Source organism: Pseudomonas sp. MPC6 (genome assembly GCF_006094435.1).
Classification (GTDB): domain Bacteria; phylum Pseudomonadota; class Gammaproteobacteria; order Pseudomonadales; family Pseudomonadaceae; genus Aquipseudomonas.
The window spans coordinates 5,021,406-5,039,579 of record NZ_CP034783.1; the positions used below are offsets into that span (position 1 = coordinate 5,021,406).

The 18,174-nt window shown below is 60.9% G+C and carries 14 protein-coding genes; 6 read left to right on the forward strand and 8 right to left on the reverse strand.

The window, feature by feature from the left end; translation table 11 throughout:
- Positions 1 to 23: 23 nt before the first annotated feature.
- From hisC to mtnA, 5 genes are all read right to left on the reverse strand, one after another.
- Positions 24 to 1,136: a histidinol-phosphate transaminase gene (gene hisC, locus ELQ88_RS25130; RefSeq protein WP_128873334.1), complete on the reverse strand. Its 1,113-nt coding sequence runs from the start codon at positions 1,134 to 1,136 to the stop codon at positions 24 to 26.
- Between the two features lie 10 nt (positions 1,137 to 1,146).
- Positions 1,147 to 2,241: a prephenate dehydratase gene (gene pheA / locus ELQ88_RS25135; RefSeq protein ID WP_007899727.1), complete on the reverse strand. Its 1,095-nt coding sequence runs from the start codon at positions 2,239 to 2,241 to the stop codon at positions 1,147 to 1,149.
- A complete protein-coding gene (gene serC / locus ELQ88_RS25140; RefSeq protein WP_128873333.1) occupies positions 2,241 to 3,326 on the reverse strand; it encodes a 3-phosphoserine/phosphohydroxythreonine transaminase in 1,086 nt (361 codons plus the stop codon). Before serC ends, pheA begins: the two co-directional genes overlap by 1 nt.
- A 228-nt stretch (positions 3,327 to 3,554) precedes the next feature.
- Positions 3,555 to 6,338: a DNA gyrase subunit A gene (gyrA, locus tag ELQ88_RS25145; RefSeq protein ID WP_128873332.1), complete on the reverse strand. Its 2,784-nt coding sequence runs from the start codon at positions 6,336 to 6,338 to the stop codon at positions 3,555 to 3,557.
- A 447-nt stretch (positions 6,339 to 6,785) separates the two neighbouring features.
- Complete coding sequence (gene mtnA, locus ELQ88_RS25150; protein ID WP_138968465.1) at positions 6,786 to 7,862, reverse strand: S-methyl-5-thioribose-1-phosphate isomerase; 1,077 nt, start codon at positions 7,860 to 7,862, stop codon at positions 6,786 to 6,788.
- A 108-nt stretch (positions 7,863 to 7,970) separates the two neighbouring features.
- Between mtnA and ELQ88_RS25155 the strand changes: the two genes are divergently transcribed.
- From ELQ88_RS25155 to ELQ88_RS25175, 5 genes are all read left to right on the forward strand, one after another.
- The gene (locus ELQ88_RS25155; RefSeq protein WP_138968467.1) at positions 7,971 to 9,305 is read left to right on the forward strand and encodes a TRZ/ATZ family hydrolase; all 1,335 of its coding nucleotides are present in this window, start codon (positions 7,971 to 7,973) and stop codon (positions 9,303 to 9,305) included.
- Between the two features lie 47 nt (positions 9,306 to 9,352).
- Positions 9,353 to 10,051 (forward strand): bifunctional 2-polyprenyl-6-hydroxyphenol methylase/3-demethylubiquinol 3-O-methyltransferase UbiG, encoded by a 699-nt coding sequence (gene ubiG / locus ELQ88_RS25160; protein ID WP_128873331.1) that lies wholly within the window; start codon positions 9,353 to 9,355, stop codon positions 10,049 to 10,051.
- Between the two features lie 4 nt (positions 10,052 to 10,055).
- Complete coding sequence (mupP, locus tag ELQ88_RS25165) at positions 10,056 to 10,727, forward strand: N-acetylmuramic acid 6-phosphate phosphatase MupP (RefSeq protein WP_138968469.1); 672 nt, start codon at positions 10,056 to 10,058, stop codon at positions 10,725 to 10,727.
- A 154-nt stretch (positions 10,728 to 10,881) separates the two neighbouring features.
- On the forward strand, positions 10,882 to 11,622 hold the full coding sequence (locus tag ELQ88_RS25170; protein ID WP_128873329.1) for a YciK family oxidoreductase: 741 nt from the start codon (positions 10,882 to 10,884) through the stop codon (positions 11,620 to 11,622).
- 351 nt (positions 11,623 to 11,973) lie between these two features.
- Positions 11,974 to 12,900 (forward strand): GGDEF domain-containing protein, encoded by a 927-nt coding sequence (locus tag ELQ88_RS25175; RefSeq protein WP_138968471.1) that lies wholly within the window; start codon positions 11,974 to 11,976, stop codon positions 12,898 to 12,900.
- A 31-nt stretch (positions 12,901 to 12,931) separates the two neighbouring features.
- Here ELQ88_RS25175 and ELQ88_RS25180 read toward each other — a convergent pair whose 3' ends face one another.
- The 3 genes from ELQ88_RS25180 to ELQ88_RS25190 form a co-directional block, all read right to left on the reverse strand.
- Positions 12,932 to 14,806 carry an MFS transporter gene (locus tag ELQ88_RS25180; RefSeq protein ID WP_138968473.1) on the reverse strand — a complete coding sequence of 625 codons (1,875 nt, stop codon included), beginning with the start codon at positions 14,804 to 14,806 and terminating at the stop codon, positions 12,932 to 12,934.
- A gap of 98 nt (positions 14,807 to 14,904) precedes the next feature.
- Entirely contained in the window at positions 14,905 to 16,056 is a 1,152-nt protein-coding gene (locus ELQ88_RS25185; RefSeq protein ID WP_138968475.1) for a TDT family transporter, read from the reverse strand.
- A gap of 107 nt (positions 16,057 to 16,163) precedes the next feature.
- Positions 16,164 to 17,372, reverse strand: coding sequence for an MFS transporter (locus ELQ88_RS25190; RefSeq protein ID WP_138968478.1), 1,209 nt, complete (start codon positions 17,370 to 17,372; stop codon positions 16,164 to 16,166).
- A gap of 90 nt (positions 17,373 to 17,462) precedes the next feature.
- Between ELQ88_RS25190 and ELQ88_RS25195 the strand changes: the two genes are divergently transcribed.
- Entirely contained in the window at positions 17,463 to 18,002 is a 540-nt protein-coding gene (locus ELQ88_RS25195) for a TetR/AcrR family transcriptional regulator (RefSeq protein WP_138968480.1), read from the forward strand.
- Positions 18,003 to 18,174: the final 172 nt, after the last annotated feature.

Sequence of the window (18,174 nt, forward strand, 5' to 3'; positions counted from 1 at the left end):
CAGCAGAGTGCCGCGCAGGGACATCAACCACGGGCCAGGACCTTGGTCAGCGCCTCGAGGAAGCGGCTGTTTTCCGCCGGCAGGCCGATGGTGACGCGCAGGTGGTTCGGCAGGCCGTAGTTGGCCACCGGACGCACGATCACGCCTTCGCGCAGCAGGCCCTGGAACACCGGAGCCGCCACTTGGCCCAGATCGACGCAGATGAAGTTGCCCTTGGATGGAATCCAGCCGAGCCCCAGTTCGCGCAAACCCGCTTCCAGTTGCTGCATGCCGGATTCGTTCAGGCGACGGCTTTCAGCCAGGTACTCGGTGTCTTGCAGCGCAGCGCAGGCCGCAGCCAGAGCCAGGCTGTTGACGTTGAACGGCTGCCGCACGCGGTTCAGCACGTCCGCCACGACCGCGGTAGACAAGCCATAACCGACCCGCAGTGCCGCCAGGCCATAGGCCTTGGAGAAGGTGCGCGAGACCAGCAGGTTCGGGTATGCCGCCAGGTAATCGAGGCCATCCGGCAAGTCGCCGCCCTCGGCGTATTCGATGTAGGCCTCGTCCAGCACCACCAGCACGTGTTCCGGCACATCCTGCAGGAACTCGTCCAGCGCCTCGGCATCGAACCAGGTCCCGGTCGGGTTGTTCGGATTGGCGATGAACACCACGCGGGTATCGGCATCGATCGCGGCCAGCATGGCCGACAGGTCATGCCCCCAGTCTTTCGCCGGGATAACCCGCGCGTCGGCACCCACGGCCTGGGTCACGATCGGATAGACCGCGAACGCATGCTCGCTGAACACCGCGTTCAGGCCCGGCGCCAGATAGGCACGCGCGACCAGCTCGAGAATGTCATTGGAACCGTTGCCCAGGGTCACCTGGTTCAGCTCGACGCGACACTGCTCGGCCAGCAGGGTCTTGAGCGCAAAACCGTTGCCGTCCGGATAACGGGTCAGTTCGGCCAATGCTTCGCGAATGGCCGCCAAAGCCTTGGGACTGGCGCCCAACGGGTTTTCGTTGCTCGCCAGCTTGACGATGCTGGCCGGATCGATGTCCAGCTCGCGCGCCAGTTCGTCCACGGGCTTACCCGGAACGTAAGGCGAAAGTTGTTGCACGCCCGGCTGTGCCAGAGCGAGGAAGTCGCCACTCATTTGCTACCCCTTAGAGAACGGCTTTCGGGTAGGAACCCAGCACTTTGAGTGCCACTGCTTCCTGACTGATCTTTTCCAGCACACCTTTTACCAGCGGATCGCGGTGGTGGCCGACGAAATCGATGAAGAACACGTAGGTCCACTTACCGCTGCGCGACGGACGGGTCTCGATGCGCGTCAGGTCGATGCCGTTATCGTGGAACGGCACCAGCAACTCGTGCAACGCGCCAGGCTTGTTGCTCATGGACACGATGATCGAGGTCTTGTCGTCGCCGGTTGGCGGCACTTCCTGGCTGCCGATCATCAGGAATCGCGTGGAGTTGTCCGGGCGATCCTCGATTTTCTCCGCCAGACGGGTCAGCCCGTACAAGCCTGCCGCCATGTCGCCGGCAATCGCTGCCGAATTCCACTCGCCCTTGACCCGCTTGGCCGCTTCGGCGTTGCTGGACACCGCCACGCGCTCGACATTCGGGTAATGGGCGTCCAGCCACTTGCGGCACTGGGCCAGGGACTGGGCGTGGGAATAAATACGGCTGATGCTGTCGGTCTTGGTGTTTTCACCGACCAACAGGTGGTGGTGGATCCGCAGCTCGACTTCGCCACAGATCACCATGTCGTGCTCGAGGAAGCTGTCGAGGGTGTGGTTGACCGCGCCCTCGGTGGAGTTTTCCACCGGGACCACGCCAAAGTTCACCGCACCGGCCGCGACTTCACGGAACACTTCGTCGATGGCGGCCATCGGCTTGCTGATCACCGCGTGACCGAAGTGTTTCATGGCCGCTGCTTGGGTGAAGGTGCCCTCAGGGCCGAGATAAGCCACTTTCAACGGCTGCTCGAGCGCCAGGCACGAGGACATGATTTCGCGGAACAAACGCGCCATCTCTTCGTTGCCCAGCGGCCCCTGGTTGCGCTCCATCACGCGCTTGAGCACCTGAGCTTCACGCTCGGGGCGATAGAACACCGGCACTTCGCCTTCGGCCAGCGAGGCCATCTTTACTCGCGCAACTTCCTGGGCGCAACGTGCGCGCTCACTGATCAGCTCCAGGACTTTTTCGTCCAGGGCATCAATGCGCAGGCGCAGTGCCTTGAGTTCTTGCTCAGACATTAACCGTGTTCCTTCTCGAACTCTGCCATGTACGACACCAGCGCGTTGACCGCAACGATGTCGACGGCGTTATAGATGGAGGCACGCATGCCGCCCACGGATCGGTGACCCTTGAGGTTCAACAGGCCACGCTCGTCGGCGCCCGCCAGGAATGGCTTGTCCAGACGGTCGTCCGCCAGGCGGAACGGCACGTTCATCCAAGAGCGGTCCGATTTGTTGATCGGGTTGCTGTACAGGCCGCTGGCGTCGATGAAATCGTACAGCGTGCGCTGCTTCACGTCATTGAGCCTGCCGATGGCTTCAACGCCACCCTGCTCTTTCAGCCATTCGAACACCAGGCCCGACAGGTACCAGGCCAGGGTTGGCGGGGTGTTGTACATCGAGCCGTTATCGGCCGCGACCTTGTAGTCGAGCATGGTCGGGCACAGCGAACGGGCGCGACCCAGCAGGTCTTCACGAATGATGGTGACGACCAGGCCGCTCGGGCCGATGTTCTTCTGGGCGCCGGCGTAGATCATGCCGAAGCGCGAAATGTCCATCGGACGCGAGAGGATGTCCGAGGACATGTCGGCCACCAGCGGCACGTCACCGGTTTGCGGGATCCACTGGAATTCCAGACCGCCGATGGTTTCGTTCGGGGCGTAGTGAACGTAGGCCGCGTCTTTGGACAGGTTCCACTCGTTCTGACCGGGAATGGCGAAATAGTCATAAGGCTTGGCGGTGGCCGCAACGTTGACGTGGCCGTAGCGCGAAGCTTCTTCGATGGCTTTCTGCGACCAGATACCGGTGTCGATATAGTCGGCGGTGCCGCTTTCCGGCAACAGGTTCAGCGGAATCTGCGCAAATTGCTGGCTGGCGCCGCCTTGCAGGAACAGCACTTTATAGTTCGAGGGGATATTCAGCAGATCACGCAGATCCTGCTCGGCCTTGGTGGCGATGGACACGAACTCATCACTGCGATGGCTCATTTCCATGACCGACAGGCCCTTGCCATGCCAATCAAGGAGTTCACCCTGGGCGCGCCGCAGGACAGCTTCGGGAAGCGCCGCAGGACCGGCGCAGAAGTTATAGGCTCTCTTGCTCACATCCAATCTCGCTCTGATTTGGTGGGTCACGCAAACATATCAGTCGACGCAGATCCAATGTGGGAGCGGGCTTGCTCGCGAAAGCGGTGTAACAGGCGACATTGGTGTTGAATGTCAGTCCGTCTTCGCGAGCAAGCCCGCTCCCACACTCGATCTTCATGGGCGTCGAAATTTCATTGCAGACAAACAACAAGGGGGCGAATTTTCATCCGCCCCCTGTTTGCCCGCTTACTCTTGCGGTTCTTCGTCGGCGGCGGCGTCGAGTTGCTGGTCTTCGGCAGCGTCGTCGATCACGACTTCACCGTCGAACACTGCACCTTCTTCGCCCTCTTCGCCTTCCAGCTCTTCGCCTTCGACTTCCGACGGCTCTTGAACCCGCTCCAGGCCCACCAGCGTTTCATCGCTGGCCAGCTTGATCAGGGTCACGCCCTGGGTATTACGACCCAGGCTGGAGACTTCGTCGACACGGGTACGCACCAAAGTGCCCTGGTCGGAGATCAGCATGATCTCTTCGCCATCCTGCACCTGCACCGCGCCGACCAGACGGCCGTTACGCTCGTTGCTGACCATGGCGATCACGCCCTGACCGCCACGCTTGTACTCGGGGAACTCGGTGATCGCCGTGCGCTTGCCGAAACCACGCGCCGAAGCGGTGAGGATCTCGCTGCCTTCTTCCGGGATCAGCATGGAAATCAGCTTCTGCCCTTCCGGCAGACGCATGCCACGCACACCGCGAGCGGTACGGCCCATGGCGCGAACTTCGGACTCCTTGAAGCGAGTGACCTTGCCGCCGTCGGAGAACAGCATGATTTCCTGCTCGCCATCGGTGACGGCAGCAGAAATCAGAATGTCGCCTTCGTCCAGCTCGAGCGCGATCAGACCGACGCTGCGCTGACGGCTGAACGCCACCAGCGGAGTCTTCTTGACCGTACCGTTGGCGGTCGACATAAAGATGAACGGCGCCTTCTTGCGGTCAGCAGCCTTGATACGAGCACGACGTTCTTCGTCGGTTTCGTTGCTGTTTTCGATTTCTTCTACATCAGCCTCGGCACCTTCGGCTTCTTCTTCGTCAGCCTGCCTCTTCATGGCTTCCAGATCGACCGGCAGCATGGTGGTGATGTATTCACCCTCGCTCAACGGCAAGAGGTTGACCAGCGGACGACCGCGGGCCGCGCGGGACGCTTCCGGAATCTCGTAGGTCTTGAGCCAGTACACCTTGCCTTTGCTGGAGAACAGCAGCAGCGTGGTGTGGCTGTTGGCGACCAGCAGGTGAGCGATGTAGTCCTCATCCTTGACGCCGGTGGCCGACTTGCCTTTACCGCCACGACGCTGGGCCTGGTACGCAGCCAGCGGCTGGGTCTTGGCGTAGCCACTGTGGGAAATGGTCACGACGCGCTCTTCTTCCGGGATCATGTCACCCAGGGTCAGGTCGAGACGGGCATCGAGAATCTCGGTGCGACGCACATCGCCGTATTCGGCGCGGATCACTTCCAGTTCTTCGCGGATCACTTCCATCAGGCGCGTGGCGCTGCTGAGGATGCGGATCAGTTCGCCGATCTGGTTGAGGATCTCTTGATACTCGGCCAGCAGCTTTTCGTGTTCCAGGCCGGTCAGGCGGTGCAGACGCAGTTCCAGAATGGCTTGCGCCTGTTCCGGCGACAGGAAGTACTTGCCTTCGCGCAGACCGTATTGCGGGTCCAGGGTCTCTGGACGGCACGAATCGGCACCGGCACGCTCGACCATCGCGACCACGGCGGACGATTCCCACGCAGTCTTGATCAGCGCTTCCTTGGCTTCCGACGGCGTCGGCGAAGCCTTGATCAGGGCGATGACCGGGTCGATGTTCGACAGGGCAACCGCTTGACCTTCCAGGATGTGACCCCGTTCGCGGGCTTTGCGCAGCTCGAACACGGTACGACGGGTAACGACTTCGCGACGGTGGCGAACGAAGGCTTCCAGCAGGTCCTTGAGGTTGAGGATCCGCGGACGGCCGTCGATCAGCGCGACGATGTTGATACCGAACACTGCTTGCAGCTGGGTCTGGGCGTAGAGGTTGTTGAGGATCACCTCAGGCACTTCGCCGCGACGCAGCTCGATCACGACGCGCATGCCGTCCTTGTCGGACTCGTCACGCAGCTCGGTGATGCCTTCGAGCTTCTTCTCCTTGACCAGCTCGGCGATCTTCTCGATCAGACGGGCTTTGTTCAGCTGGTAAGGCAATTCGGTGATGACGATCTGCTGACGGCCACCGACCTTGTCGATGTCTTCGATCATCGAACGGGCGCGCATGTAAATGCGCCCGCGACCGGTGCGGTAGGCTTCGATGATGCCGGCGCGACCGTTGATGATCGCGGCGGTCGGGAAGTCCGGACCGGGGATGTATTGCATCAGCTCATCGATGGTCAACTCGGGGTTGTCGATGAGGGCCAGGCAACCGTCGATGACTTCACCGAGGTTGTGCGGCGGGATGTTGGTCGCCATGCCCACGGCGATACCGCTGGAACCGTTGACCAGCAGGTTGGGAATACGGGTCGGCATGACCGCCGGGATCATTTCGGTGCCGTCGTAGTTCGGCACCCAGTCCACGGTTTCTTTGTGCAGATCGGCCAGCAGCTCGTGCGCCAGCTTGGTCATGCGCACTTCGGTGTATCGCATGGCCGCGGCGTTGTCGCCGTCCACCGAACCGAAGTTGCCCTGGCCGTCTACCAGCAGGTAGCGCAGCGAAAATGGCTGCGCCATCCGAACGATGGTGTCGTATACCGCTGTATCACCGTGCGGGTGATACTTACCGATGACGTCACCGACAACACGGGCAGATTTCTTGTACGGCTTGTTGAAGTCGTTGCCCAGCTCGCTCATCGCGAACAGCACACGCCGGTGCACGGGCTTCAAGCCATCGCGCGCATCCGGCAGTGCCCGCCCGACAATTACGCTCATTGCGTAGTCGAGGTAGGACTGCTTCAGCTCGTCTTCGATATTGACCGGGAGGATTTCTTTGGCCAGTTCGCCCATGAGAAGCCTGATTCCTTTTTCTGGTGAAACCTCGTCACATCCATATGGGACGAACGAAGCTCGCCGCTGCAGGCTGAGTGCCGTGCACCGACTTACGACAAATCAACGAGTTATGCCATGGATCTGCGCAGTAAAGACAACCCCGTGGGACTGCCTCGGAAAACGCCGGATGTTATCACAAGAGCCGCCACGCACCTATCCCCCTGATGCGCATGGAGCATAGTTAGTTGACCGGTGACAGGCTTGAAGGGGACGAGAGAGGCTTAGAGAGTTGTTGAATGCAGAATTCAGGCTTGATTGAGGCTTTTTTGTTGACTTTCAGGGCCTCTTCGCGAGCAGGCTCGCTCCCACACCGGATCGCTGTTGTGCCAGCTATTGCGCAAACACTTCGATCAACTGTGGGAGCGAGCCTGCTCGCGAAGGCGATTTACCAGGCGTCCAGGGTCATCAATGCAACCGCTTACGACACATCAACTGCGCCATCTTCGCCGTATCCGGCCGCTCGACAATGCCCTTTTCCGTGACGATCACATCGATCAGGTCTGCCGGGGTCACGTCAAACACCGGGTTGAACGCGGCGACATCGGCCCCGACCCGATGACCGCCGACTTCCAGCAACTCGCGACCGTCGCGCTCTTCGATTGGAATGTCATCGCCGCTGGCCAGGTTCATGTCGATGGTCGAACTCGGCGCCACGACCATGAAGCGCACGCCGTGGTGCATGGCGTTCACCGCCAATTGATAGGTGCCGATCTTGTTGGCCACGTCGCCATTGGCGCTGATGCGGTCGGCCCCCACGATCACCCAGGTAACGCCCTTGGTTTTCATGATATGGGCAGCGGCCGAGTCGGCATTGATCGTGACCGGAATCCCCTCGTTGGCCAATTCCCACGCGGTCAGGCGCGACCCTTGCAGCCAGGGGCGGGTTTCGTCGGCGTATACCCGTTCGACCATGCCTTCAATGAACGCCCCGCGAATCACCCCCAGTGCCGTGCCGAAGCCGCCGGTGGCCAAGGCTCCGGTGTTGCAATGGGTCAGGAACGCCTGGGCATTGCCCTGGTGCTTGCGAATCAGGTCCACCCCCAGTTGCGCCATGGTCAGGTTGGCTTCGCGATCACTTTCATGAATGGCAAGGGCTTCCGCTTCCAGCACCGCCAGCGGATCGGCGTGATGCTTGAGACGCCCAAGCCGTTCACGCATGCGGCCCAGGGCCCAGAACAGATTGACGGCGGTCGGACGCGCATCGGCGAGCAGCGCGAAATCCGCTTCCAGCGCCGCCCGCCAGTCGCCGCCTTCGGCAAACCGGGCACGCGCCGCCAGCACCACGCCATAAGCGGCACTGATGCCAATGGCCGGCGCGCCGCGTACGACCATCGAACGAATCGCCTCGGCCACACCTGCGGCGCTGGTGTAAGCGATCCACGTTTCCTCGAACGGCAAAATACGTTGATCCAGCAGATACAGGGCGCCATCACGCCAATCGATGGCCTTCACCTTCTCCGCAGCCAACAGTCGATCGCGCATTCCCCACCCCGCACTCAGAAACAAAAGCCGCCGATTATAGCGATCCCCCCGCGAACACGCTCGGGTATACTTCGCCATCCTTTATAAAAGCACTGGAGCCCATCCTCGATGCCGAACACTGCCGTTGCGCTCGACCTGCTATTACTGCCGACCTGGCTGGTACCAGTCGAACCCGCTGGCGTTGTCCTCAAAGAGCACGCTCTGGGCATCCGCGACGGGCGCATCGTCTTTATCGGCCCGCGTGCCGCGGCTCTGAAGCTTGAGGCAAGCGAAATCCGCGAATTGCCGGACATGCTGCTCTGCCCTGGCCTGATCAATGCTCACGGACACGCCGCGATGACGCTGTTCCGCGGCCTGGCGGACGATCTGCCGCTGATGGCCTGGCTGGAACAGCACATCTGGCCGGCCGAAGCCAAATGGGTAGACGAAACCTTCGTTCGCGACGGCACCGACCTGGCGATCGCCGAGCAGATCAAAGGCGGCATCACCTGCTTCTCCGACATGTATTTCTTCCCGAAGATTGCCAGCGAGTGCATCCATGACAGCGGCATTCGCGGGCAAATCGCCATTCCGATCCTCGACTTTCCGATCCCGGGCGCCAGCACGGCGGACGAGGCCATTCGCCAGGGCGTCGAACTGTTCAACGATCTCAAGCACCACGAGCGTATCAAAATTACCTTCGGCCCCCATGCACCCTACACCGTGGGCGACGAAAACCTGGAGAAAATCCGGGTGATCGCCGAAGAACTGGACGCCTCGATTCACATGCATGTCCATGAAACCGCCTTCGAAGTGCAGCAGTCGGTCGAGCAATATGGCGAGCGCCCGTTGACCCGCCTCGGGCGCCTGGGCCTCCTGGGGCCGCGCTTCCAGGCGGTGCACATGACGCAGATCAGCGATGAGGACCTGATGTTGCTGGTAGAAAGCAATACCAGCGTGGTCCATTGCCCGGAATCGAACCTCAAGCTGGCCAGCGGTTTCTGCCCGGTGGAGCGTTTGTGGCAGGCCGGCGTCAATGTCGCCATCGGCACCGATGGCGCAGCGAGCAACAACGACCTCGACCTGCTCGGCGAAACCCGCACCGCTGCATTGCTGGCCAAGGCCGTCGCAGGCTCCGCCACCGCGCTGGACGCCCATCGCGCGCTGCGCATGGCCACCCTCAACGGCGCCCGCGCGCTGGGGATCGAAACCGACGTCGGCTCGCTGGAAGTCGGCAAAGCTGCGGACATCGTGGCATTCGACCTCTCGGGCCTGGCGCAGCAACCGGTCTACGACCCGGTTTCGCAGCTTATCTACGCCACTGGCCGCGACTGCGTGAAACACCTTTGGGTCGCCGGCAAGCAACTGCTCGACGACCGTCGTTTGACCCGTCTGGATGAAGACCGGCTTTGTGCCACCGCCAAGGCCTGGGGCCAGCGCATCAGCGGCCGCACCGAATTGTAAGCCCCCGGTCGGGGCAACAGGATTTTTCAAGTTTTAGAGGATTAAGCATGAGCAACGTCGACTACGCCGAAATCGCCAAATTCGAAGCCCTGGCGCATCGCTGGTGGGACCGCGAAAGCGAGTTCAAACCGCTGCACGACATCAACCCGCTGCGGGTCAACTGGATTGACGAACGGGTCCACCTGGCCGGCAAGAAAGTCCTCGACGTCGGCTGCGGCGGCGGCATCCTCAGCGAAGCCATGGCCCAGCGCGGCGCCACCGTCATGGGTATCGACATGGGCGAAGCGCCGCTGGCGGTCGCGCAATTGCATCAGCTGGAGTCGGGCGTGAGTGTCGAGTACCGCCAGACCACCGCCGAAGCCCTGGCCGAAGAGATGCCCGAGCAGTTCGACGTGGTCACCTGCCTGGAAATGCTCGAGCACGTGCCGGACCCCTCCTCGGTGATCCGCGCCTGCTTCCGCATGGTCAAACCCGGTGGCCAGGTGTTCTTCTCCACCATCAACCGCAACCCGAAGGCGTACCTGTTCGCCATCGTCGGCGCCGAATACATCATGAAGCTGCTGCCGCGCGGCACCCACGACTTCAAGAAGTTCATCCGCCCGTCCGAGCTGGGCGCCTGGAGCCGCATGGCCGGGCTGACCGTCAAGGACATCATCGGCCTGACCTACAACCCGCTGACCAAACACTACAAGCTCGCGTCCGACGTGGACGTCAACTACATGATCCAGACCCTGCGCGAGGAGTAAGCCGATGCGTATCAGAGCAGTTCTTTTCGACATGGACGGCACTCTGCTCGACACCGCGCCGGACTTCATTGCCATCTGTCAGGCGATGCGTGCCGATCGCGGCTTGCCGCCGATCAACGATAAACAGATTCGCGACGAAATCTCCGGCGGCGCCAAGGCGATGGTCGCCGTGACCTTCGCCATGGACCCGGAAGTGCCGGAATTCGAGGCATTGCGCCTGGAGTTCCTCGAGCGTTATCTCGTGGGTTGCGCCGTTCACAGCAAATTGTTCGACGGCATGGGCGAACTGCTGGCCGATATCGAAAAAGCCAATCTGATCTGGGGCGTGGTCACCAACAAGCCGTTGCGGTTCGCCGAGCCGATCATGCAGCAGCTGGGGCTGGCCGAGCGCTCGGCGCTGCTGATTTGCCCGGACCATGTGAAGAACAGCAAGCCGGATCCCGAGCCGTTGATCCTCGCCTGCAAGATGCTCGACCTGGACCCGGCCAGCGTACTGTTCGTGGGCGATGACCTGCGCGATATCGAATCCGGTCGCGATGCCGGCACCAGGACCGCTGCGGTAACCTTTGGCTATATCCACCCGGACGATAACCCGCGGCACTGGGGCGCGGATGTGGTGGTGGATCATCCGCTGGAGTTGCGCAAGGTGCTTGATAGCGCCCTTTGCGGCTGCTGAACCTGCCCCTTGTAGGAGCGAGCTTGCTCGCGAAAAACCCGAGAACGCCGCGGGCTGTCTGGCTTGACGCGTTATCGTTGGCGACCATCGCGAGCAACCTCGCTCCTACAGGGACCGTGTAACGGCGGTCATTTCTATTTTGTAGAGGTTTTTTATGTTTGATTATTCCGCCCGCCCCGAACTGCTCAAGGACCGGGTCATCCTGGTCACCGGTGCCGGTCGTGGTATCGGCGCCGCCGCCGCGAAAACCTACGCCGCACACGGCGCCACCGTGCTGCTGCTGGGCAAGACCGAAGCCAACCTGACTCAGGTCTACGACGAAATCGAAGCCGCCGGTCATCCACAACCCGCGGTGATCCCGTTCAATCTGGAAACCGCCCTGCCCCATCAATACGATGAGTTGGCAGCGATGATCGAAACCGAATTCGGCCACCTCGACGGCCTGCTGCACAATGCGTCGATCATCGGCCCGCGTACGCCGATCGAGCAGCTGTCGGGTGAAAACTTCATGCGCGTCATGCACGTCAACGTCAATGCGATGTTCATGCTCACCAGCACGCTGCTGCCGCTGCTCAAGCTGTCCCAGGACGCCTCGGTGGTGTTCACGTCCAGCAGCGTCGGCCGCAAGGGGCGCGCCTACTGGGGTGCGTACGGGGTTTCCAAATTTGCCACCGAAGGCTTGATGCAAACCCTGGCCGACGAAGTCGATACCGTGGCACCGGTGCGCGCCAACAGCATCAACCCCGGCGCCACCCGCACCAGCATGCGCGCCCAGGCCTACCCCGGGGAAAACCCGCTGAACAACCCGACGCCGGAGGAGATCATGCCGGTTTATCTCTACCTGATGGGACCGGACAGCACCGGCATCAACGGCCAGGCTTTCAACGCCCAGTAACGCCGTGCGTCGCTTTTGTGCCGCGACAGCCTCTGGTCGCGGCGCTTGAAATACCCCCGCAATTGCTGGTCAAACAACCGGCGTCACTCGCCTGCTCTCCGACCACAACCTCAAGCCATTGAATTATATCGTTATTATCCAGTTGAACATTTTGGCAAGACTTTCGCTCTAAACCAGCTCAGACACGCAGTGTGAAAGCAGATGGGGCGTCGATAGTTACTTTATCTTCAGCAAAGCGGATTAGACTCGTAGGAGATGTCCTACGGGACTGATGGATCAGTATGACGCGCAGCCCAAAGCCGCTCTCACCCAGCTTGTAAGACTGTCTTACTGCTCAGGGGCGCACGCCATATGAAACCACCTTCCCAGACCAACGCAATTGACTTCGATCGCGCCAAATTGCAACGCCTGGGCTTTGGTCAGCAGCCCCCCCGTCCGGAGAGGTCGGTCAGCCTTGCGCAAATGCGCCAGCAGCTGAGCCAACTTTTACAAACCAGCCTTGAGCCGCAACGCATTGTCGGGCTGTTTTTTCGTGAGATCCAGCGCCTGGTCCCTCTGGACGCCTTGAGTTACGAACACAAGGCCAGCGACTTGCGCCTGGAGTTCGGCGAGTGTGCCCCTCATTCGATCAGCTTCAGTCTCAACCATAAGGGCGAGTACCTGGGGCGCCTGGTATTCCGCCGCAAGCAGGCATTCAGCGATCAGGAACAAGGCAACCTCGAGTCGATTTTGTCCGCATTGTTGTATCCGATGCGCAATACCCTGCTCTACCGTGCCGCTACCCAAAGCGCCTTGCGTGATCCGCTGACGGACACCGGCAACCGCATCGCCATGGATCAGACGCTGCAACGGGAGATCGAGATGTCGCGCCAGCACCTGCAACCCTTGTCGCTGTTGATGCTGGACATCGATCACTTCAAACACGTCAATGACAATCACGGGCACAGCGCTGGCGATGAAGTACTGAAGGCGGTTGCCGGCTCGATCAAGCACCAGTTGCGCAACGTGGACATGGTGTTCCGCTTTGGTGGCGAAGAGTTCCTGATTCTGCTTTCCAACACCGGTCGGGAGGCGGCAGCCATGGTCGGCGAGCGATTACGATTTGCGGCGCAGGAGCAGGATTATGCCGCGGATGGCAAATCGATCGAGCTGACGGTCAGCCTCGGCTGTTCGACCCTGTTGCCCGGCGAGTCCGCCGATAGCCTGCTGCGACGGGCCGATAATGCACTGTATGTGGCCAAGCGCGCAGGTCGCAACCGGTTGGCGATGGCGGGGTGAAGGCCGCCAGCGCGGCCCGTACTGCATAGCCCTAACGGACAGCGCCGCGCAACTCGCCTACCAACCCTTGCAGCCTGGCGGGCTCCGCCGCTTCTACCGTCACCGCAGGGCCTGCCACCAGGGTCACTCGCGACCATAAGCGACGAAACACCCCCTTGCGCGGATCGCGACTGAAAAAACTGCCCCACAACCCCTGCAGTGCCAGCGGAATCACCGGCACCGGGGTCTCTTCCAGAATCCGCGTCAGCCCGCCCTTGAATTCATTGATCTCGCCATCGGCGGTCAGTTTGCCCTCAGGGAAGATGCACACCAGCTCACCGTCCTTCAGATACCGGGCAATGCGCGTGAAGGCTTTTTCGTAAATCTGGATATCTTCCTGACGCCCCGCGATCGGAATCGTCCCGGCCGTGCGAAAGATGAAATTCAGCACCGGCAAGTTGTAGATCTTGTAGTACATCACAAAGCGAATCGGCCGACGCACCGCGCCACCGATCAGTAACGCATCGACGAAAGACACATGATTGCAGACCAGCAACGCCGCGCCCTCATCGGGAATCAGTTGCAGATTGCGATGCTCCACGCGGTACATTGAATGGCTGAGCAGCCAGATCATGAAGCGCATGCTGAACTCGGGGACAATCTTGAAGATGTAGGCGTTGACGCCGATGTTCAGCAGCGACACCACCAGGAACAGCTGCGGGATCGACAGCTGGACCAGGCTCAGCAAGACGATCGAGACAATCGCCGAGACCACCATGAACAGCGCATTGAGAATGTTGTTGGCCGCAATCACCCGCGCCCGCTCGTTCTCGGGAGTGCGCGACTGGATCAACGCGTACAGCGGCACTATATAGAAGCCGCCGAAGATCCCCAGGCCGAGAATATCGATCAAGACCAGCCAGGTATGGCCAAACCCGAGGATCTCGACCCAGCCATGGCCGTCGACGCTGCCCGGAATCCCGCCGGAATGCCACCACAACAGCAACCCGAACACTGTCAGGCCGAACGAACCGAACGGCACCAGGCCGATTTCGACTTTGCGCCCGGACAGTTTCTCGCAGAGCATCGAGCCCAGTGCGATACCGACCGAGAACACCGTGAGAATCAGCGTTACCACGGTTTCGTCGCCGTGCATCCACTCCTTGGCATAAGCCGGGATCTGTGTCAGATAAATCGCGCCGACAAACCAGAACCATGAGTTGCCGACAATCGAGCGCGATACGGCCGGGGTTTGGCCCAGACCCAGCTTCAGGGTGGCCCAGGATTGACTGAAGATGTTCCAGTTCAGGCGCATTTCCGGCGAGGCGGCCGCGGCACGAGGGATACTGCGGCTGGCCAGGTAACCGATGACCGCAATGCCAATGATCGCCGTGGAGACGATGGGCGCGTAATCACTGGACGACATCATGACCCCGGCGCCGATGGTTCCGGCGAGGATCGCCAGGAACGTCCCCATTTCCACCAGGCCGTTACCGCCCACCAGCTCTTCTTCGTGCAGGGCCTGGGGCAGGATCGAGTATTTCACCGGGCCGAACAGTGCCGAGTGAGTGCCCATGGCAAACAGCGCCACCAGCATCAGCGACAGGTGATCGAACATGAAACCGACCGCGCCGACCGCCATGATCGCGATTTCGCCGAGCTTGATCAGACGGATCAGCGCGTCCTTGGCGAATTTTTCGCCGAACTGCCCGGCCAGCGCCGAGAACAGAAAGAACGGCAGGATGAACAGCAGCGCACACAGGTTGACCCAGATCGAGCGATCTCCGTCGATCGTCAGCTTGTACAGAATGGCGAGGATCAACGACTGCTTGAAGATGTTGTCGTTGAACGCACCCAGCGACTGCGTGATGAAAAACGGCAGGAAGCGCCGGGTGCGAAGCAAGGTGAACTGTGAGGGGTGACTCATCTTCCGTGTGTCCCTGATCGTGGGTAGAGAGTGGCGTGGATACGTTGATTGGAATGCCGAACGTCGATCCAGGCCACACATTACCTAATCCCGGGCGGTTATTTCTTTAATCCTGCGATACAAGGTGAGACAAACAGCTCCCCCCGCCACGCACCCTGCACCGTCCGTTTGCCGACGATCAGCCACATCACCACCAGCAATGCCACCAGCACACAGCCGAAAATACTGAAAAAGCTCAGGTTCAACACGCTGGCCAGTTTCAAGGTAGTCAGGGCGTACACGCCCAGGGGGAAGGTAAAGCCCCACCAGCCGAGGTTGAACGGAATCCCGGCGCGCAGGGATCGCACGGTGATCAGCAGCGCGATCAGCATCCACCACAGGCCAAACCCCCACAGCGTAATCCCGGCCACCAGCCCCAGCCCGGCGGCGATTTCACCGACCCCGGGCAAGCCGTTGGCCGCGAAGATCGCCGGCGCGTCGGCACCCAGCAGCAACATGCCCAGCGCACCGGTACCGATCGGGCCGAGTGCCAGCCAGCTCGAGGCTGCCATGTTTTCGTGGGGCAGTTTATGCAGGGCCATGCGCAACAGCAGGATGGTCAGGATGCTGAATGCCACCGGCAGGGAAAAGGCCCAAAGCACGTAGCTGGTGACCAACACCACTATCTGCGAATGGGCATCTGCCAGGTGCGGCGCCAACAGGCCGCCACTGGCGGCGGCGACTTCGGCGGCCACCACCGGCAACAGCCACACGGCCGTCATCTGATCGATGCTGTGCTCCTGCCGGGTGAACATCAGGTAGGGGATCAGCACGCCACAGGCCAGGGACATGACCACGTCCAGCCACCACAGCATTTCGGCGAGCGGTATCACACCATTACCCCAGCGCGGCAGACCGAACACCAGAAAACCATTGATGATGGTCGCCAGGCCCATGGGGATGGTGCCAAAGAACATCGACACGGTCGAATGACCGAAAATCCGCCGCGCCTCATCGAAAAACAGCACCCAACGTGCCGTGTAGATAGCCGCGAACAAAACAAACAGGACGATATTGAACAGCCAGAGTGCTTCGGCGATCCCGCGAACGCCGGGACCCGCACCCGGCCACTGCGCCAGCGCCAATGCCAGCACACCGGTGCCCATGGTGGCGGCGAACCAGTTCGGGGTGAACTGGCGGATCACTTCGCGCGGGTGCTGCAAATGACTGAAAGGTTTAAAACCGGATGTGGCGGTGTTGGGGCATGTCATGGCGAACTCCTGTCCTCTTGTTGAGGTGGAATTCATGGTAGAACCGAATCGAATATCTATATAACGGGTAATATCTCTAACTGTTATCTATTTTATGAATATTATATTCATCCGACATCGGCGTGACAGGCTTTGACAGGCCGCTGCAGCTTCAATCCCAGCAGCGCCCCCAGCGACAGAACGATCAACACCGCACCATAACCATCGGTGGTTGGCACCAGGCCAAAGGTTTGTGTCAGGTTCCCGGCCAGCAACGACGGCAAGCAGAACGCCAGATAACTGAGCACGTAATACGCCGACATCAACCCGGCCCGCTCATGGGCCAGCGCCAGTGGCACCAGACTGCGCACCGCCCCCAGGAAACCGGCGCCGAACCCGCAACCGGCGACCAGGGTGCCGAGGAAAAACAATGCCAGGCTGGCGCTGTGCACCCCCAGCAAAATCAACACAAGCCCCACTGGCAGCAAGGTGCCTCCCAATAGCAGCGCGATTGCGGCGGGACGATTGCGCAGGGTGAAGATCATCAACGCACCGGTCACCGTCAATGCCGCCACCGTCGCGCCGCCAATCAGGTTCGAGGTCGACCCCGTGGCGGTACGCACCAGCGAGGGTGCCAGCGATGCGAAAAAACCGCCGAGCGCCCAGGTGGCGGTGTTGAGCGGCAATACTCGCCACAAGGTAGACCGTGCCTGGATCGGCACATGCAGGGTCGGGCGCAGCGACGCCCAGGCACCCGCTTGCGAACTGACGGTTTCGGGCAGGCGCCAGACGTACAATGCCTGCATCACAAACAGCGCGAGCAGCACCCAATAGGTCAACTGCAATGGCAGCGGCGCGAATTCGGCCAACAAGCCGCAGCCGATGGCCCCGAGCGCCATGCCCAGTAACGGCGCGACACTATTGACCAACGGCCCTTGTTGACGATCGGTATCCAGCAGCGCCGCACTCAGCACGGCGGTGGCCATTCCCGTTGCAAACCCCTGAAGCACCCGCGCACCGATCAACCACGCCACGCTGTCGGCATTGATAAACAGCAACATCGCCAGGACGTTAAGCAATACGGCGGTGAAGATCACCGGTTTGCGCCCCAGATAATCGGAAAGCGAACCGACCGTCAGCAGCGCCACCAGCAAGCTGATGGCGTACACCCCGAAAATAACGGTCAGGGTCGCTGCCGAGAACCGCAGGTGTTCCTGATACAAGTGATACAACGGCGTCGGAGCAGTGGAAGCCGCGAGAAAACTGAGTAAGGTAACCGCCAGAAACCACAGGCTGGAACGCTGGGACTCAGAACGGTTCGTCGTTGAATAGAACATTGCACACTCCGCAAAAGCTAATTTATTGCTTTTGCGGAGTGTGCTACTGGCGAACGCTTAAAGCAAATTCTTTGTGTTAAGGTCCGATGCATGGCTATTAAAGAAGGTTTACGCCCGGGAGGCCGTAGCGCCCGGGTGCAAGAGTCGATTCATTCGGCCGTCCGTGAGCTGCTCCAGGAGCAGGAGCGCTCAACCCTGACCGTCCCGCAAATCGCCGCCCGTGCGGGGGTCACGCCGTCGACCATTTACCGGCGCTGGGGTGACTTGTCGGCGCTGCTGGCCGACGTGGCCCTCGCGCGCATGCGTCCCGACAGTGAGCCGGCCAACACTGGCAGCTTGCGCGGTGACGTGCTGGCCTGGGCGGAGCAGTATCTGGACGAGATGAGCTCCGAACCCGGGCGCAACATGCTGCGCGACGTGCAAAGCAGCACCCTGCCGATTTATTGCACGACCATCATTGGCGGGCAGTTGCAGACGATTCTGGACCGGCACCCCGATCAGCTGAAGCCGAGTGTCGATCGATTGATCAACCTGGTGGCGGCGCCGACGGTGTTCCGTATCCTGTTTTCAGAGGCGCCGCTGGAGGTTGGGGAATTGCATCGGTTGGTTGAGATTGCCCTGAATCAGTGACACCGCCTTCGCGAGCTTGCTCGCGAAGAGGCCCGCATAGGCACTGAAGATCCTGCGGACTGCCACCCTGCGACACCCCGCCACGTCACGACCTTGGTCGACACTGACTAACGCCGGCGCTCGTGCGAGACTGTCTGACCGGGCGGGAGTCCCGGGTGTCTTTTGTCTGGAG

Excerpts from the sequence above, each read along its gene's own strand:
- hisC (WP_128873334.1), bottom strand. The coding sequence starts at position 1,136 with ATGAGTGGCGACTTCCTCGCTCTGGCACAGCCGGGCGTGCAACAACTT.
- pheA (WP_007899727.1), bottom strand. The coding sequence starts at position 2,241 with ATGTCTGAGCAAGAACTCAAGGCACTGCGCCTGCGCATTGATGCCCTG.
- gyrA (WP_128873332.1), bottom strand. The coding sequence starts at position 6,338 with ATGGGCGAACTGGCCAAAGAAATCCTCCCGGTCAATATCGAAGACGAG.
- mtnA (WP_138968465.1), bottom strand. The coding sequence starts at position 7,862 with ATGCGCGATCGACTGTTGGCTGCGGAGAAGGTGAAGGCCATCGATTGG.
- ELQ88_RS25155 (WP_138968467.1), top strand. The coding sequence starts at position 7,971 with ATGCCGAACACTGCCGTTGCGCTCGACCTGCTATTACTGCCGACCTGG.
- ubiG (WP_128873331.1), top strand. The coding sequence starts at position 9,353 with ATGAGCAACGTCGACTACGCCGAAATCGCCAAATTCGAAGCCCTGGCG.
- mupP (WP_138968469.1), top strand. The coding sequence starts at position 10,056 with ATGCGTATCAGAGCAGTTCTTTTCGACATGGACGGCACTCTGCTCGAC.
- ELQ88_RS25170 (WP_128873329.1), top strand. The coding sequence starts at position 10,882 with ATGTTTGATTATTCCGCCCGCCCCGAACTGCTCAAGGACCGGGTCATC.
- ELQ88_RS25175 (WP_138968471.1), top strand. The coding sequence starts at position 11,974 with ATGAAACCACCTTCCCAGACCAACGCAATTGACTTCGATCGCGCCAAA.
- ELQ88_RS25180 (WP_138968473.1), bottom strand. The coding sequence starts at position 14,806 with ATGAGTCACCCCTCACAGTTCACCTTGCTTCGCACCCGGCGCTTCCTG.
- ELQ88_RS25185 (WP_138968475.1), bottom strand. The coding sequence starts at position 16,056 with ATGACATGCCCCAACACCGCCACATCCGGTTTTAAACCTTTCAGTCAT.
- ELQ88_RS25190 (WP_138968478.1), bottom strand. The coding sequence starts at position 17,372 with ATGTTCTATTCAACGACGAACCGTTCTGAGTCCCAGCGTTCCAGCCTG.
- ELQ88_RS25195 (WP_138968480.1), top strand. The coding sequence starts at position 17,463 with ATGGCTATTAAAGAAGGTTTACGCCCGGGAGGCCGTAGCGCCCGGGTG.